Annotated in this window: 15 protein-coding genes; 1 reads left to right on the forward strand and 14 read right to left on the reverse strand. The window is 42.6% G+C overall.

Features of this window, described 5'->3' with window-relative positions:
- Positions 1-41 precede the first annotated feature (41 nt).
- Entirely contained in the window at positions 42-1,622 is a 1,581-nt protein-coding gene (gene hutH / locus BLT07_RS03930) for a histidine ammonia-lyase (RefSeq protein WP_091866003.1), read from the reverse strand.
- 84 nt (positions 1,623-1,706) lie between these two features.
- Here hutH and BLT07_RS03935 point away from each other — a divergent pair, with 84 nt between their 5' ends.
- Positions 1,707-2,585 carry a LysR family transcriptional regulator gene (locus BLT07_RS03935; RefSeq protein ID WP_091866005.1) on the forward strand — a complete coding sequence of 293 codons (879 nt, stop codon included), beginning with the start codon at positions 1,707-1,709 and terminating at the stop codon, positions 2,583-2,585.
- A 562-nt stretch (positions 2,586-3,147) separates the two neighbouring features.
- Here the strand turns inward: BLT07_RS03935 and BLT07_RS03940 are convergent.
- The 13 genes from BLT07_RS03940 to BLT07_RS04000 form a co-directional block, all read right to left on the reverse strand.
- On the reverse strand, positions 3,148-4,380 hold the full coding sequence (locus tag BLT07_RS03940; RefSeq protein ID WP_091866007.1) for a phospholipase D-like domain-containing protein: 1,233 nt from the start codon (positions 4,378-4,380) through the stop codon (positions 3,148-3,150).
- A gap of 25 nt (positions 4,381-4,405) precedes the next feature.
- Complete coding sequence (locus BLT07_RS03945) at positions 4,406-4,858, reverse strand: universal stress protein (RefSeq protein WP_091866009.1); 453 nt, start codon at positions 4,856-4,858, stop codon at positions 4,406-4,408.
- Positions 4,859-4,941: 83 nt separating this feature from the next.
- Positions 4,942-6,159 carry an MFS transporter gene (locus tag BLT07_RS03950; RefSeq protein ID WP_091866011.1) on the reverse strand — a complete coding sequence of 406 codons (1,218 nt, stop codon included), beginning with the start codon at positions 6,157-6,159 and terminating at the stop codon, positions 4,942-4,944.
- Complete coding sequence (locus BLT07_RS03955; protein ID WP_091866012.1) at positions 6,159-8,267, reverse strand: copper-translocating P-type ATPase; 2,109 nt, start codon at positions 8,265-8,267, stop codon at positions 6,159-6,161. The genes BLT07_RS03950 and BLT07_RS03955 overlap by 1 nt, the downstream gene beginning before the upstream one ends.
- Positions 8,268-8,284: 17 nt before the next feature.
- Positions 8,285-8,578: a phosphoribosylpyrophosphate synthetase gene (locus tag BLT07_RS03960; protein WP_091866014.1), complete on the reverse strand. Its 294-nt coding sequence runs from the start codon at positions 8,576-8,578 to the stop codon at positions 8,285-8,287.
- 6 nt (positions 8,579-8,584) lie between these two features.
- Positions 8,585-9,238, reverse strand: a complete 654-nt coding sequence (locus BLT07_RS03965) for a hypothetical protein (protein ID WP_091866016.1) — start codon at positions 9,236-9,238, stop codon at positions 8,585-8,587.
- Complete coding sequence (locus tag BLT07_RS03970; RefSeq protein WP_091866018.1) at positions 9,235-10,128, reverse strand: ribose-phosphate pyrophosphokinase; 894 nt, start codon at positions 10,126-10,128, stop codon at positions 9,235-9,237. Before BLT07_RS03970 ends, BLT07_RS03965 begins: the two co-directional genes overlap by 4 nt.
- An 11-nt stretch (positions 10,129-10,139) precedes the next feature.
- On the reverse strand, positions 10,140-11,642 hold the full coding sequence (locus BLT07_RS03975; protein ID WP_091866020.1) for a thymidine phosphorylase family protein: 1,503 nt from the start codon (positions 11,640-11,642) through the stop codon (positions 10,140-10,142).
- A gap of 7 nt (positions 11,643-11,649) precedes the next feature.
- Positions 11,650-13,041, reverse strand: a complete 1,392-nt coding sequence (locus BLT07_RS03980; RefSeq protein ID WP_091866482.1) for an MBL fold metallo-hydrolase RNA specificity domain-containing protein — start codon at positions 13,039-13,041, stop codon at positions 11,650-11,652.
- 210 nt (positions 13,042-13,251) lie between these two features.
- Positions 13,252-13,506, reverse strand: coding sequence for a hypothetical protein (locus BLT07_RS03985; protein ID WP_091866022.1), 255 nt, complete (start codon positions 13,504-13,506; stop codon positions 13,252-13,254).
- Between the two features lie 27 nt (positions 13,507-13,533).
- Complete coding sequence (locus BLT07_RS03990) at positions 13,534-14,403, reverse strand: ATP cone domain-containing protein (RefSeq protein ID WP_091866023.1); 870 nt, start codon at positions 14,401-14,403, stop codon at positions 13,534-13,536.
- Between the two features lie 3 nt (positions 14,404-14,406).
- A complete protein-coding gene (locus tag BLT07_RS03995; protein ID WP_091866025.1) occupies positions 14,407-15,237 on the reverse strand; it encodes a universal stress protein in 831 nt (276 codons plus the stop codon).
- A 78-nt stretch (positions 15,238-15,315) separates the two neighbouring features.
- Positions 15,316-17,700, reverse strand: coding sequence for a phosphoketolase family protein (locus BLT07_RS04000; RefSeq protein ID WP_091866027.1), 2,385 nt, complete (start codon positions 17,698-17,700; stop codon positions 15,316-15,318).
- Between the last annotated feature and the right edge of the window lie 6 nt (positions 17,701-17,706).

Raw genomic sequence — 17,706 nt, forward strand, 5'->3', positions numbered from 1 at the left:
ATGTATAAAATTCAATTTAACAAACCATATTTATCTTTCTCTTAGATAGTCTGAAATTCTTTGTGAAAAACATCAATTTCCTCAAGGGATTTTTCGGTGATGCATTGATGGTAAACTCCAATCAATTCGTGATTTTGTAAGAGCTGATGAGCCTTTTCTATATCTTCCGAAAAGATACGGTCCGCTTTCGTAAAAGCGATTTTCTTCCGAATAACCGTGTGAACCCGTTCTAAAAACGCGCTTGATTTCAGTGTGTCCCTAAAATCAAAGGCCTGTGCCGCTGTGAGCATCTCGATGGCCAGAATGCGCTCCACGTTCTGAATGACCTGAAGTGCTTTCCTACCGCTGATGGAACCCATGCTTACATGGTCCTCCTGGCCCAGCGAAGTAGGAATGCTGTCCGCGCTCGCCGGGAAGCACAACCCTTTATTTTCGCTTGCCAAGGCGGCCGTAGTGTATTGCAGCATCATGTAACCTGAATTAATGCCCGTTTCGCTGAGCAGAAGCTTTGGCACGCCGGCGTATTTGCCCTCCATTGCCAGATAGACCCTCCGGTCCGAGATATTGCCAAGTTCGCTGGCCGCCAAAGTTGTATAATCTAGCGCCATGGCAAGGGGCTGACCATGAAAGTTTCCACCACTTATCGTAAGGTTTTCATCAATCAGAACGGGATTGTCGGTGACCGAATTTAGCTCGACTTCCAGCAATTCCTTCAAGTGTAGCCAGGCATTGCGTGAGGCACCGTGCACCTGTGGCATACAACGTAGCGAATACGGATCCTGTACCCGATCACAATCTTTGTGCGAACTTAGGACATTTGAGCCTTCGACAAAAGATTTGATACGGGCGGCAACATGCCGGTTTCCCTTAAAGGGACGCAACCGATGAAGCTCTGGATAAAACGGTTTTACCGAACCCCACAACGCCTCAAGCATCAAGGCGCCGATTATATCGGCATGATCGAGGCAGTTCTTTAAGCGGTCGATGACTTTTACGGCGTGGGCGGCAATAAACTGGGTACCATTGATCAGGGCCAGACCTTCTTTGGGCTTAAGGCTGACCGGTTGTAAACCAAATTGCTCCAAAACTTTTTGTGCTGCCTGACGCTTCCCTTTATGCACGACTTCACCCAGACCCAAAAGTGGAAGGAACAAATGTGCGAGCGGGGCAAGATCGCCACTCGCCCCCACGGACCCCTGCTCCGGAACGATGGGCGCGATTTGATTATCTATAAACCAGAGGACACGGTCAAACGTTGCTTCGGAGATACCCGAGAATCCCTGTGCGAGCGCATGTGCCTTTAAGACCAGCATGAGCAGGGCGAGCTCCTCCGTTATGGGATTTCCGACGCCGACACTGTGGCTCTTGATGATATTTTCCTGCAAGGCGAGGGTTTCTTCCTTAGAAATTCTAGTGGTACAGAGCGGCCCAAAACCGGTATTGATGCCATACACCGGTTCGTTTTTTGCTACAATGTCGGCCACGTGTTGGCTGCTTGCCCTCATGTGCTCCAAAGTTTCCGATGCGATTTCGGTCTTCAGTTCTCTGCGGGCGATCTGTAGTGCCTTGCCGGCGGTAAGATGGTCTTTGCCCAAATAAAATATGGAATCCTTAGCGTTCATTATCGGAAGTTTACATTTAGCAGTGTTAAATTAAGACTTACCTTTAATAATCGGAAATACCGATTTTATCAACACCTAATAACTATGGGTTATCAATTAGAATTACGTCATTTCTCCTATTTTTTGGCCGTGGCCGAGGAACTGCACTTTAGAAAAGCGGCAGAGAGGCTGTATATCTCACAGCCCGGCCTGAGCCGGCAAATCAAGCAGATGGAAGACATTCTGGGCGTCAAGCTGTTTATCAGGGATAAGCGCAAGGTAAGCTTGACGGCTGCGGGGACCTATTTAAAGAAGGAGGTGGATTATATCATAAACCATTTGGAGTTTACTCTAAAGCAGACCAAACTCGTACAAACTGGAAGTCTGGGCGAAGTACGTATCGGGTTCTTGGGTTCGGCGATGCAATCGATACTGCCGGATTTGTTGATTAAGGCCAATGTGCAACTGCCACAAATCCAGTTCAGCCTGAAGGAACTGGCCAACAGCGCTCAAGTGGAAGCTTTGGAAAAAGACCAATTGGATCTGGGCTTTGTGCGTTTGTCACGTGTGCCCGAAAACCTTCAGCTAAAACCGGTTTTTACAGATACCTTTTCGCTGGTACTGCCCAAAGAGCATGTTCTGAATCACATGAACTTCACGGGGATAGAGCAGGTCTCCACCGAACATTTTATCCTGTTTTCTTCAGATTACAGTTCGCAGTACTATGACAAAATCATGAGTATTTGTGAAGACAAGGGTTTTACGCCCGTAGTTACCCATAGATCCGTTCACGCGCTTACGATTTTCAAATTGGTTGAAAGTGGACTGGGTGTGGCCATCATCCCCACTTCGCTTCAAAAGGGTTTTAGGATGGGTGTAAAGTTCCTCGAAATCCCTAATATCTCGCAGCGGGCGGTTTTATACGCCTTATGGAAAAAGGACAACCGAAACCCAGCCCTCCCGCCTATCTTGGACCTTTTGTGAACATGGAATTTGGCAGCTAGAGTAAGAAATCGCCCTCAAAAAGCTCATTGCTTACCTGCTGACACCCTTTAAAATACACTTAATCGATATCCTTTACTTGAGCGTTGTAATGAAACTCAAAACTTAATTGCCCAATGTCGAAAACGCTCAAGTCAAATTCACGTCTCAACCACAAATAAAAGATTGTCTTATTCACAATTATTTCATTCTAATAGCTAATTTTTTTAGAATTAAAGATTTAGCCTACTATGAGTAACAACTATTAACATGTTACAATCTAAGGAACAATACTTAGCGCTTTTTGACAAAATCCTAATGATGGTCGGTAAGGCACAATATGTCCTGAGATAGTCGGAAGCATAAATTGATGCCCGTAATAGTATCCCTCTTTAAAGTGACATGACCAATTTAAAAGCATGTTGTCAAATGTTAATTTACTCAAGTTTCGCACCCTGAAAAGACTGGTGTTTTCAGGGTGCGAAACTTGAGTACTTAATTCACAAGGGCACCACTATAATTGGACATGATAGGCTCTAATATAGTGAGGTGCTTTCAATTTCTTTTATGCATCATGTTCCCAACATGATTGGTTTTCAGTGTTTTCTAAACGGTAATTTTTAAAAACCCTTAAGTGCGGTAAAAAGGTCAGGAAAAGGATGGTTGTACGCACTAGGTGATAAGCGCCCCAATTTGCCAGTTTGTCAATAACACTTGCTTTTTTTTTGAGGGTATTAATTGTAACCTCACTGCATTGCTCTATAACTTGGTCAAAATCATTTCGCATGATTTCCGCAAAACTTTGCGAATAGATTTCCACGTTTATTTCTATACTGCCGTAACAACTAAGGCTGTTGAGATTGAAGGACCCTATCGTCGACCATTCGTTGTCCACTACGGCAGCTTTTCCATGCACCACCGACTTGTTCCACTCATAAACCGTCATATTATGGCGTAGAAACGATGAATATAGATGTGCCGCCGCACGACGAACCATGGGGACATCACTTATGCCCGCAAGAATGATCGTTATCTTCACCTTTTTTTTACCGGCTTTTTTTAATGCTTTCGCCAATCTTCTGCCAGGCAAAAAATAGGAGCCAATTATAATTATTTCCTTTTCGGCGCGAAGTATGGCATTGGTGTAAGCATCACAAACTTCCGTTTTACCTTTCAGCCAGTCGTTTTGTATAATTCCAACAAATGCCTTACCTGCCGAATGCAGCACGGGTTTAATTTTTTTTGAACTCCTTTCTTTAAAGTAATAATCGCTGCAAAGTTTTTGAAGATCACTGGCTGCTGGGCAGTCTAACAGCACGGCATAATCAAGCCAAGGTTTCAAATTCAGGGTTCCACGATACTTATCGGCTATATTGATTCCGCCGATCAATGCTACTTTTTCATCGGCGACCACTATTTTATGATGCATCCGTCTGCCGATATAAAAATTGTTCAGGGAGAATAAAGGCGAAAAAAAACGGACAAAGATGCCGTGTTTTTTCAGATCTTGTATAAAACTATTGGGAAGTGCCTCACTGCCATAGGCATCTAAAAGAACATATACCTTGACATTCCGTTGTGCGGCTTTCTTTAAGCAGGCCGCAACGCTGTTCCCAGTCTCATCGTTCTCAAAAATGTAGGTCTGCAAATGGATTTCTTTTTCTGCCTTATTAATTATTTCCTTCAACCGCAAAAAATAGTCTTCTCCCGAATGGACCAACTCAATATATTTTGTACCGCCGGCACCATTCTGAACTATTCCTACCTGATGTTTTTTAATTATCGGTTTATGTTCCATCCTAAAATATTTAGCAGTTACATTCCTAGATTGTCGATTCTACACTTTTATAATTTTCTGGAATAATCAATAATGGAATTTTTAGATGCTTAAGCAGCTTTTTTTCAATGCTACTCGTTAATAGGTGTTCAAAGAAATAATGGGCATGGTGGCCAATAATAAGCAAGTCCGCCTCCCATTTTTCCATGATCTTATTGATCTCTTCAGCTGGCCGACCGAGGGTTTCAAAATCATGGATTTTCACTTCTGGGTGCTCACTTTTAATTTTATCAATGAGTTTAATAGCTTTATCCTTTTCCTGAGCTTGAACGTCTGCCGGGAAAATACCGGCGTCAATTTTGCCGGGAGAGTATCTAATTATATAAACTACTTCCAATTGAGCATCGAATTGTTCTGCGATTTGAATAGCATAATTGGCTGCATTCATGGCAGAAGGGCTTCCATCGATGGCTACCAGTATTTTTTTGATCATTTTCATAAATGTGCATTAGGTTTAACCGGAATCAATCAGCAAAAAATAGTAATACCTATATTGAATAGGATAAATAAATCTTGGTGAGCCTATTTATTTTGTTGCTTCAAAAAATACACTAACCCCATGGCGGCCAAAGCGGTTGCACCAGCAATTATGAAAGGATAGAAAAACCCTCCCACTATTAGCCAGGTACCCAATACGGGCCCTAGAATCTGGCCGATACTATTTGTGGAACTCTGTATGGAAATGTTTCTTCCGGTATCCTTTTTTGATAGTAACGAAACTTCCGAAAGCAGATTCGGTGTAACCATGGCACCACCGGCCGCAAATACTACGATCAACCCATAGATGGACCATTCATCTGTAAAAAAGGGAAAGGCAATGAGCGAGGTGCCGACAATGAACATTCCTAAACCTATTTGTTGCTTTGTGGCCAGTATCTTTTCGCCATACGTGGCAAATACTGGCTGTAAAATAGCCATTACCGACCCGCATAGCATAAAACCGATGCCTACCTGATTGCTATTGAACGACAGCGCGTCTTTCCCGTAAATTGAAAATACCGTTTCAAAAAGCGTTACCACAAACTGCAATACAAAGGATAACAGCAAAAGCACCATAAAATAGTGGCTAAATGACCAACTAAATTCTTTTTTTTTCGAAGCAAACCTATTTACTATCTCTGTGTTTTTCAACCATTTCATAACCACAAGCAAAACAACGAGGCCCAAAAAGGACACTAGAATAAAAGGAATCGAAAAACGATCCAAGTGAAGGATGCCCAAAGAGTACTTATAATGAAAATCGCTCTGTGACAGAAAAGCCCCCAGAACTGGACCGAAAATAACGCCTGAACTAACCGCTACGCCTGACCATGACATAATCTTGGTCCTACGTTTTTCGGAGGTGATGTCGCTTAGATAGGCATTGCTGACCGGAATTACGGACGAGGTGAATATTCCGCCAAGAATCCTAGCGATGTAAAGCATCGTCAAAGAGGTCGCTAGTCCTGTGAGTAATTGCATCACAATAAATCCTATCAATCCAACAATTATAATGGGCTTACGGCCGTATCTGTCCGATAGTCTGCCCCATAACACGACAAAAATCAGCTGGAACAATGGATAGATACTGGTCAACATCCCGATATGAAAATTGATCAGACCGGTGTCCAAATTATCGTTTATAGCAAGCCGTTCCGTGTAATAGGGCAGGGTAGGCAGCAGAATGCCATACCCCAACATCACTACGAACAAACTCAACAGGACCAAGAATATCCTATTGAGCTTCTCCTTTTTAGTCATTATTTTTTTCCTATTTTCCTTTTCAACAACTGGGCATTAATGGCTACGATAATGGTACTCAAACTCATGAATAAGGCACCAACTGCCGGACCCAGAACAAAGCCTGATGAGTACAATACACCTGCTGCCAATGGTATGGCTACTACGTTATAGCCCGTGGCCCATATCAAATTCTGAATCATCTTATTGTAAGTAGCTTTACCGAACAAAATCAAGTTTGCAATATCCTGTGGGTTGCTGTTTACCAATATGATATCTGCGGTCTCGGCAGCAACGTCAGTGCCGGAACCAACGGCAATTCCAACGTTCGCTTTTGCCAAAGCGGGTGCATCGTTTACACCATCTCCTGTCATTGCAACAAACTCCCCTTTATTTTGAAGCTCCTCTACGATTTCTACTTTTTGATGGGGCAGTACCTCGGCATAATAGCCGTCCAAACCTAGTTTGTCGCTTACGGCCTTAGCGGTTTTTTCATTGTCGCCTGTGGCCATCAATACTTTTATATTGTTCTTTTTGAATACTTTGATAGCTTCTGCGGATTCTGGCCTTATTTCATCAGCAAGAGCGATATATCCGGCCAGTTTTCCATCAATTAGAACAAAAACAACCGTTTCGGCAGCATCACTATAGGCATCTTCGGGAATGGTAATTTTTTCATCCCGTAAATATCCGGGACTAACAACTTTTATTTTTTTGCTTTCCACATTTGCTTCTACGCCCTTACCTGTAATAGCATTGAAATTTTCGGGTTTAGGGATGGCAACCTTACCTTCCTTTACCTTCTTGATTATGCCAACCGCGATAGGATGTTCTGAACTTTGCTCCAATGCACTTGCAAGCCGCAATATTTCATCTGAAGAATACTTTTCATCTACCGATTTAATACGGGTAACCCCAAAATCTCCTTTGGTCAAGGTTCCTGTCTTGTCAAAAAGCAAGGCCGAGATTTTACGTGATTCCTCAAAAGCCGTTCTATTACGAATCAACAAGCCATTTTGGGCGGATACTGCAGTAGAAATAGCAACTACAAGTGGAATAGCCAGGCCAAGTGCGTGTGGACAAGCGATGACCATTACGGTAACCATTCTTTCAAGGGCATATACAAAGGGAAAGCCCAAAATCAACCATACGGCCAAGGTGCCAAAACCAATGGCCAAGGCAATATAGGTAAGCCATTTGGCAGCCCTATCCGACAGGTTCTGCATTTTAGACTTGGTCTTTTGGGCCTCCTCGACCATGGTAATCACTTTATTGAGATAGCTGTCCTTACCTGTATGCTCTACTTTTACCTTTAGCGTACTATTACCGTTTACCGAACCACCGATAACTTTATCGTTCAATTCCTTTTTAACTGGTTTCGATTCTCCGGTCAGCATCGACTCGTTCAAATAACTGGAACCTTCTGTGATAATGCCATCAGCAGGTACTTTTTCTCCAGGTTTAATCAGAATGACGTCATCTTTTAAGAGGTCCTCCAGTTTAATATCTTCAACGGTATCGCCTTTTACGCGATGCGCTTCGGCCGGCATCATGCTCACCAATAGTTGTAATGCTTTTGAGGCACCGAGTACACTCTTCATTTCTATCCAATGGCCGACAAGCATAATCGCTATAAGCGTTGCCAGTTCCCAGAAAAAATCGACCCCGGGTAAACCAAAAACTGTTGCGGAACTATAAAAGTATGCCACGCTGATAGCCATGGCTATTAGGGTCATCATACCAGGGGCACCCTTTTTTACTTCAGACCAAAATCCCTTTAAGAAGGGCCAGCCGCCGTAGAAGTATACTATTGTTGACAGTGCGAATAGTATGTATGGATTGCCTGGTAAAAGAAAGTCATAGCCCAAAAATTCTTGAATCATCGGGGAAAAGAACAAAATGGGTATGGTAAGCACCAACGTAACCCAGAACCGCTTTCTAAAATCTGCGATCATCATTTTATGATGGTCATGCCCTGCCATTCCCATGGGCACATTGCCCCCATGGTCTGAATGGTCCATTTTCGAGTGATCCATTTTTGGATGATCTTCTTTATCGTGATTCATTTTTGAATGGTCCATCTTTGAATGGTCCATTTTTTTGTCTTTGTGATCTTCGTGATTTTCCATGTTGTTCTATTTAAGGGTTATCGTAATTTTTTTCTCATTTCTTCAGAAATATTCTCGGCATATACGCCGTAGGCATCCACCAACGTACCTTTGACTCCATTTTTGGAAGAGATAGCATAGAGTATGCTATTGTCATCGGTACTGCTCATGCCTTCAAAACGGTGTAGTTCATCCACTTTAAATTCTTCGGGATGCATTTCCAATTCTAATGAAGCACATTTTAAACATTCGGGCTCCAAATTAAAGTCGTAAGTATATCCCCTGAGTTGTAAGTCATTAATTGCTTCTGAAAGTGTGTCGTAGTTTTTCATCCTTTATTATTTATAGGTCATTGTAAAATAGCTGCCGTCTTCTTCGGTAAATTTCTGAAAGGACAATAAGCCCTTATCCGTCAATTTTTCATTTGCAACATAGTCCAGTTGTTTAATTCGTATTCCAATAGCATAGGCTTTAATATTGATTTTAGATTTAATTGTTTTTCCATTTCCATTGGATTCCAACACCCGGTCATAAATCTTTATTATGCTGTTCGAACCAAAAAAGTTTAACAAGCCCGAGTCAAAACTCATTTCCAATTCTATATTTTCCAAGTTTTCCAAATCATATAGCTCTTTAAAATTTTTAGAAGTGGTATTTATTTCAGTTTCCTTTGATTTTGGGTTGGAAAACGGAAATGCCATTACCATTATACTGGCTTCATCTGGTTTACAGCGATACGTGGTAGCATATTTATCCGTTGATTTTCTGTTTTCATCAAAGAGTTCTGTAACCACCTCAATCTCATAAAAGCCTTTCTTCTCCTTTATTTTTCCGACCTTAAAGGTCTGTACATTAAGCAAAGTTTCTTTTTTATCAAAATTCTCCCGAATGACCAATCTATCCGATAGTTGCCCGATAAGCATCTCGTTTTGGGCTTTCACATTAATAAAGCTCAATAACAATAAAATGGATATGTAACGTACTTCTTTCATATGTGATGCATCAATTCCTTAACCTCTTTGGCAATTATGTCGCTTAAATCAATTTTGTTGGAAAGGTGTGGAATAGTGTTACAGGTAATAACATCATCCGCACCGGCATCGTATAGGTCTTGATAGGCATTTCCGGAAAACACGGCATGGATACCGATACATATCGGGGGTTTCATTCCGGCTTTTTTCAAATGCTCCACGGTCTCGATCATAGTCCGAGCAGTCGAGATAATATCATCGACCAGTACCGGGGTGGCTTCTTTATATTTGTCCACATCGGGAACGGAGACTTCAACATCCCTGTCACCATGCCTTATTTTTTGTAGTACGATGAAAGGAGCTCCTGCATTTTTGGCCACTTCCGATACCCATTGCTCGCTTTCCGAATCGGGTCCGATAAGCACCGGATTGTGGACGTTCTCCTTAATCCATTTTGAAATATCGTTGGCCGCATGGATTACCTTGTTGGGAATTTGATATACTTTACCTAACGAGCTTATCCTGTGCAGGTGCGGATCGATGGTAGTAATGCTATCGGCAAAACCTGAAATAAGTTTTCCGAAATAGGCTGAAGTCACCCCTTCCCCATCCTTAAAGACTTTGTCCTGTCGCATATAGGCGAGATATGGAGCGACCAAGCACGTGCACATAGCCCCCAATGACTTGGCCGTATGACTCAAGAAGTAGAGCGGCAAAAGCTTTTCATCGGGTTCGTGCAAAGTACAGACCATGACTACACATTTTCCCTTTACATCTGAAACAATACGGGTATAGGATTCCCCGTCAGGAAATTTCCTTAATTGCGTTTTACCGATTTCGGCGTTCATTTTTTTTGCCAGTAATTCCGTGAGTTCTTGGTTTCCCGGAAGACTGAACAGAATAGTTTTCATAGTGTGTCCTTTTATTCGATGCTAATTATGTCATAATGATTTTCGTAATACTCCAATGCATAATTCAATTCGCCCTGTGATTCTGCATACAGCGTATAGAGTAACTGTCCCTTTTCAATTTCATCGTTCAAATGAACGTTTAATAAGATTCCGGCAGATTTGGATTGCGGTGCACCCGAAAGTTTGGCGAGTTTTGCAATCTTTCTATTATCAATACGTTTCAAAGCTCCTGACTTTTCTGCTTTAATTTCGACTGTATATGGGGCTAAAACAGGTTGTGAAAAACGCCCTTGAGCTTTGCAAATGGCAAGGAATTTTTCGTATGCATTGCCGGATTTCAATAATTGTCTTGCCGTGGTGCTTCCTTTTCCCGATTCGACTTTTTCTGATAGTTCCAGTATTTCCCCAGCCAAAAGCACTGCTCTTTCCTTAAGGTCATTGGGTGCATTTTCTTCATTTTTTAAGACGCTCAACACATCGATAGCTTCTAATGTAGGGCCTATGCCTTTGCCAACGGGTTGTGTTCCATCGGTAATTACCACTTTCACTTTTAGGCCAACGGCTTCACCGACCGTTTCCATATGTTCCTTTAATTGCCGTGCCATCTTTGGGGTGCGCACCTTGGCGGTTTCACCTACAGGAATGTCTATAACCACATGGGTCGAGCCTGCCGCCGCTTTTTTGGAAAGTACCGAGGCGATAAGTTGACCTTCGCTGTCTATATCCAGTGCCTTTTCCACTTTTATGAGGATATCGTCCGCCGGACTTAGCTGAGCGCTGCCGCCCCAAACAATACAGCCACCTTCCATTTCTACTACCTCCCTAATTTTTTCTGCCGAAAGGGTGACATCGGTCAATACTTCCATCGTATCCGCTGTTCCTGCAGGTGATGTAATTGCACGGGACGAGGTTTTGGGCATCGTTAACCCATAGGCGGCAACAATGGCAACCACGATTGGAGTGGTTCTATTGCCGGGAAGGCCGCCAATACAATGCTTGTCCACCACAATTTCCTTCTTCCAATCCAATTGTTTTCCGGATGCTATCATTGCCTTGGTCAGGTCGGAGATTTCATCAATGTCCATACGGTCACCTGCACATGCCGTAATGAAGGCGGAGAGATGGATGTTGGAATAATCACCTTCAACGATATCGGTAATGATTTCACTAAATGCTGAATAATCCAGTTTTTGATTGTAAATTTTGGCCCTTACATGGCTTAATGAATCTATGGGTTCCAAATGGGAAACATATAACGTTTCACCACCGGTCACCCTAAGCTTTTCTGCTGCTGTATCGGATAGTCCTATTTCGCCCTGAAGCAATACCTCCGAAGTGATCATATGTAAGCTGGCCACTGTTGAGGTCTTTAGATTGGATACCCGTATGCGGGTAAGGGCCTCAAAACCTTCGGAGATACACACGTGGCAATCCTCCCTCATATATACCACATACTCATTTTGTGTGTGGATGCCAAGATGCTTGTATTTTAGGATATTTGATTTTTCTAACATACCCCAATTATTTTTTAGGATTATTTTCTATTTCTTCAATCGTATAGAGCTGCGGGATTGAAGCATTCCATCCATACATATCTCTGATTCCTTTTTTAAGTGCTTCCGCGCTTTCTTTCTCGCCATGGACAATGAATATCCTTTCCGGTTTGTTTTTAATCTTACTTAACCAATCCATGAGTTCTCCGTGGTCGGCGTGTGCCGAGAGGCCTTCTATATCTGCAACCTGCATATTGAATGGGACCCATTTGCCATATACCTTTAATTCTTTATCGCCCTCCAACAATTTTCTGCCACGGGTTCCTTCCGCTTGATAGCCCACAAAAAGCAAGGTATTGTTTGGGTTTTGAGCCTGCGTTTCGAGATAATTCAATATTCTACCTCCGGTAAGCATTCCGCTCCCAGCGATAACTATTTTAGGCGTATCATCGCTTCTCAGTTCCATAGTTTCGCGATAGCTGCTCACAACGGTGAAATAGGAACACATCTCATCACATTCATCTTCTTCAAGTTTGTGCCAATCCCGTGTATGGTGAAACAATTCCAGTACATTGGCCCCCATGGGGTTATCCATAATCATTTGTACCTTGGGTATTTTATTCTCCTTGAGCAATCTCCAAAAAATAAGCATCATCAATTGAGCTCGCTCTACCGAAAAACTTGGAATGAATAGGCTACCACCTCTGTTCATGGTTTCATTGACCAATTTTTCAATCTCTGGAACCGCTTCTGACTCTTCGGGATGAAACCTTCCGCCATAGGTAGATTCTATAAAAAGTACATCGGCCTTTTTAGGTTTGAAGGGGGGATAGAGCAGTAAATCGTTTGTCCGACCGATGTCGCCGGAAAAGACAAAGCGCTTGCCAAGAACATCCAATTCGATGTAGGTTGCCCCAAGGATATGGCCATTGTACTGAAACCTTGCTTTAACACCTTTTACAATGGGCAACCATTGGGAAGGCGGTACTCCCTTAAAATAGGGTACGGTCTTTTCCACATCCTTTAGGTCGTAGAGCGGTTCTGCCGGACTGTGTTTGGAATAGCCCTCCTTATTTGCCCTTTGGGCTTCATGCTCCTGTATTTTAGCACTATCGTTTAGGATGATCCTGGCAATATCCAAGGTGGGATAAGTGCCATAAATAGGCCCCCTAAAGCCTTGTTTGACCAACCTTGGCAAGTATCCCGTATGGTCCATATGACCATGGGTGAGCAATACAGCATCAATTTCGGATACGTTGACCGGAGGATATTCCCAGTTTTTTAGGCGGAGTTCCTTTAGGCCTTGAAAGAGGCCGCAATCGATCAAAATTTTCCGCTCCCCAGTATCCAGTAGATATTTTGAGCCGGTCACGGTACCGGAAGCTCCTAAAAAATGTATGTTAATTGAATTTTCTTTCATCATTGTCTAGTTTACTGTTAATGCAGGGTGTACAATTTCAATGAATCCTTTAAAATATTCTTGCGCCTTGTTTTGGGAATCCCTGTTTCCTCCAACAATTACGGACGTTAAATGTCCCGTTCACAACATTCACTGCCCTTGATTATTGGTGGTAGTAAACCTGTTCATTGAATGAAATCAAGTTGTTCGAAGCCATTTATTTGCCCAATTTTAGAGCCCTCCACAGCAGGAAGGCGTGTCTCCTTTGTCTTGTTGCGAAGGACACAATGCCGCTACTTCCTTGTATAAACCGTGAAATTCCTCTTTGATGAGAAGTGCCATTTTTTTGGCGGATTTAGGACTGGTGCTCACCATCTCCAATACGTTCTCAAAAGCTTCCTCCAACAACTTCGGATCATCCTCCAATGCTTCGTAAAATGGCTCTAGGTCGATACTGTCCTGTTTCTTCAATTCTTTTGTTTTCATGGGTACTGTTTTAGAATTAGTGAATATTTATTTAATTTTTTTATTGGTGCTATTTAAATGTGTCGTGCATAGTTCTTCTGAATCCTCAAGTATTTTTTTATGTCGTTCTTTGCCGATTCCTATTTCTGTCAATAGACTTGGTTTTTCGATAAGCTCCTTACAGAGCACAATGCCCGTGTCCAATAATTTTGTTTTTTCGGCTTTGGTCAACGTTGTCAAGGCGGTCAACGGATGCAAACCTGACTTATCTATCCGCTCTTTAAGTCCGTTTCCCCTTGGGTAATCCCAACTTGTCAATAGCAGTCCCACACAATTTCCGTACTGGATAGCATCCGACGTAAAGCGGGTGTTGGTGTACACACCACCTTGATGGAATTTTGTTTCGTGCCCTTTTTGGTGTTCCCATTGCTTTTCTACATCCAAAAACCTTGACTGGATATACAATGGGATCTTCACATTGCAAAACTTTCCTTGGTCGCTATGATATTTACACTCGATCATGTAATGGGTGTTGTCTTTTTGTGCGATCACATCCACTTCGTGTTGCACGCAATTGCCTTGAACAATTACCCCCACTTTGGTTATAAAGCCTTCCTGTTGCATTATTTTGCCTACTACCTTTTCAAAAGGAAAACCGGTAGGCCCCAATTCCATCAGGGCTTTTTTGAGTTTGTATTTGGAAGCACTTACCCTCGATTTACTTTTTAACATCTTGAACGCCATTCGGTATATCTCCTTAGTGGTCATGCCCGCTACTACCTTGCGCTGTATTTTATCGGCAATTTCTTGAACAAGTTCCTCACTTGCCTGCGAGCGCCGCAAGGAGTTGATGAGTTTGTTGATATCGAAATCGGCCCATTCGCCCGAATATTTTTTTATTTGAACCTTCTTGGCCATCTTTTAGATTTTAATGGTCATTACGGGGAGGGACGAATGATTGGCGACCCCTTCGGCGATACTCTTTGAGAACAGGCTTAAAAACCCTGTGTTGCCGCGCGTGCACATGGCGATCAAATCGGCCTGCTGGTAGTTTAGAAACGAATTGATCCCGGTTTCGACGGAAGGCTCATTGTTCACGTACATCGAATAATTTTCGAGCTCTGGGAACCCTTTCAAAAATTTTTTGATAGGATTCAACCCTGCTTCGACACTGTTGTAATCGGTTCGAGTGTTGATCCTGAGTAGATGAATATGGGCATTACATTTTTCTGCAATGGAAACAACCTCTTTAAAGGCGCTACCTACATCCCCTAAAAAATCCGAAACAAAAACGATATTCTTAAATGGGAAGTTGACTGGATCTTCCTTGACAACGATTACAGGTACTTCCGATCTTCGTACAATTTTTTCAACGTTGCTGCCTACTAGCTCCCGTACGGTACCTTTTGTGCCACTGCTGCCCGTAATTATAAAATCATGGTGAAAATGGCCTGAATGCTCTAGAATACGGGATGTTTCAACCGTATACTGCACGAAAGTCTGGCATTCCAAATTTTCCTTTTCCGCCTTTTTTTCCAGTTCCCGCAATCTTGATTTTGCAGTGCCGATCTGCCTCAGGGTTTCGGGATATCTTTTTTCCTTAAGCTTGTCCAATTTCACCCAGTCCACAGGTGTTCTTATCAAGTGGAAGAAATGGATTTCGGAATCGTAAAGTTTGGCCATGGCAATACCGAGGTTGGCGGCTTTGTTGCAGTTTTCGGAAAAATCAGTGGGCACAAGAATATTTTTCATGATAACGTTGTTTTTATGTTACTGTATTTTTGTTTTCATTATTTTATTTCTAACTAACGGACATCTAAGAATGGGCACTCAGCCTTTCCATTCCCAATTTCTGATCTCGGGCATATCCACCCCGTTTTTTCGGATATAATAGTTGTGCTCGATCAACTTATCCTGCATTTCCTGTTTTAGATAGGCTACTTCATCCCCCAAATTTGGCAATCGGTCCAAGACATCCTGCACCAAGTGAAAACGGTCCATATCGTTCAGTACCGTCATATCGAAAGCCGTCGTTATGGTGCCTTCTTCCTTGTATCCACGCACATGTAGGTTGATGTGGTTGCTGCGATTATAGGTTAGTCTGTGAATCAACCATGGATATCCATGAAAGGCAAAAATGACTGGTTTGGTTTTCGTGAATAACATATCAAAATCAGCGTCGTTCAACCCATGTGGGTGTGCTTTCTCGGATTGTAACTTCATTAAATCGACAACATTGACGACCCTGATTTTTAGATTTGGCAATTTTTCACGTAATATGGATACTGCTGCCAAAGTCTCCAAAGTAGGTACATCCCCAGCACAGGCCATCACCACATCAGGTTCTGAGTCTTTATCATTACTTGCCCATGTCCAGATACCTATTCCTTTTGTGCAATGGATGACTGCTTCCTCCATTGAAAGCCATTGTGGAGCGGGATGCTTTCCGGCCACAACCACGTTCACATAATGTTCGCTCCGAAAACAATGATCCATTACTGATAAAAGACAATTGGCATCTGGTGGCAGATAAACTCGTATCACAGATGCTTTTTTATTCATTACCACATCAAAAAACCCAGGATCCTGATGTGTAAACCCATTATGGTCTTGCCGCCAGACATGCGATGCCAAAAGAATATTCAGGGAAGCAATCTTTCTTCGCCACGGAAGTTCTGCTGTAACTTTCAGCCATTTTGCGTGCTGGTTAAACATAGAATCAATTATATGGATGAAGGCTTCATAGCAATTGAACAATCCATGTCTTCCTGTTAAAAGATATCCTTCCAGCCAACCTTCGCATTGATGTTCACTGAGCATTTCTATTACCCGGCCATCTTTCTTCAAAAATTCATCTGTTTCAATGATTGGTGCTTCCCACTGGCGGTTAGTCACTTCAAACACTGCATTCAATTTGTTTGACAACGTTTCATCAGGGCCAAACAACCTGAAGTTTCTTTGCTCTTTATTCTCAAGCATCACATCTCTTATAAACTTGCCTAAAATTTTTGTGTCACCCGGTCCCGTTTCACCACGTTCCTTTTGTTCAAAACCATAATTACGAAAATCAGGTAGCCGCAGCTCCTTTAGCAGTAGGCCGCCGTTGGCGTGTGGATTGGCGCCCATTCTTTTATTTCCCTTTGGTGCTAAATCTTGTAATTCCTGTAAAAAATGGCCCTGCTCATTGAACAGCTCTTCCGGCTTATAGCTTTTTAGCCAGTCTTCCAATTGTTTTAAATGTTCAGGATTTGAGGTAGGACCTGTTATTGGAACTTGGTGGGAGCGAAAAGTTCCTTCCACTGGCAAACCATCAACGAATTTGGGCCCTGTCCATCCTTTGGGAGATTTCAAAATAATCATAGGCCAAATGGGACGTTCAGCAACAGTGTTTTCAACAGCGTTATTTTTTATCGCTTTGATTTCTTCGATCACTTTATCCATCAACTGCGCCATTATTTGGTGCATTTCCATTGGGTTATCGCCCTCAATTAAATAAGGCTTCCACCCATAACCTTTAAATAGCTGCTCCAATTCTTCACTACTGATGCGGGCAAGCACCGCTGGGTTGGCAATTTTGTAGCCATTCAAATGCAGAATAGGTAGTACCACACCATCTGTGACAGGATTTAAAAATTTATTGGAATGCCAAGCTGTGGCTAACGGCCCTGTCTCGGCCTCGCCATCGCCCACCACACAGGCCACAATTAAATCAGGATTATCAAAAACCGCCCCGAAAGCATGGCTAAGAGAATATCCTAACTCACCACCTTCGTGGATGGAACCAGGACATTCGGGCGAAACATGGCTGGGGATACCACCTGGAAAAGAGAATTGCTTAAATAATTTTTGTAAACCTTCTTCGTCCTGACTGATGTTCGGGTACACCTCACTGTAAGTTCCCTCTAGGTAAACATTACCCACGATTGCTGGACCACCATGACCGGGACCTGAAATGTATATCATATCAAGGTCGTGCTTTTTTATAATCCGGTTCAGATGGATATAAATAAAATTCTGCCCCGGCGTAGTGCCCCAATGACCCAATAGCATAGGTTTAATATGCTCCGGTTTTAGCGGTTGGCGCATAAGCGGATTGTCCCACAGATACATCTGGCCTACAGATAGATAGTTCGTTGCGCGCCAGTAGGCATTTATTTTTTGCAATACCTCAGGCGACAGGGTTTCAGCAGCTGTATTTATATTTTCTCTTTCCATAATATT

It is taken from the genome of Pricia antarctica (assembly GCF_900101815.1).
Taxonomy (GTDB): Bacteria; Bacteroidota; Bacteroidia; order Flavobacteriales; family Flavobacteriaceae; genus Pricia; species Pricia antarctica.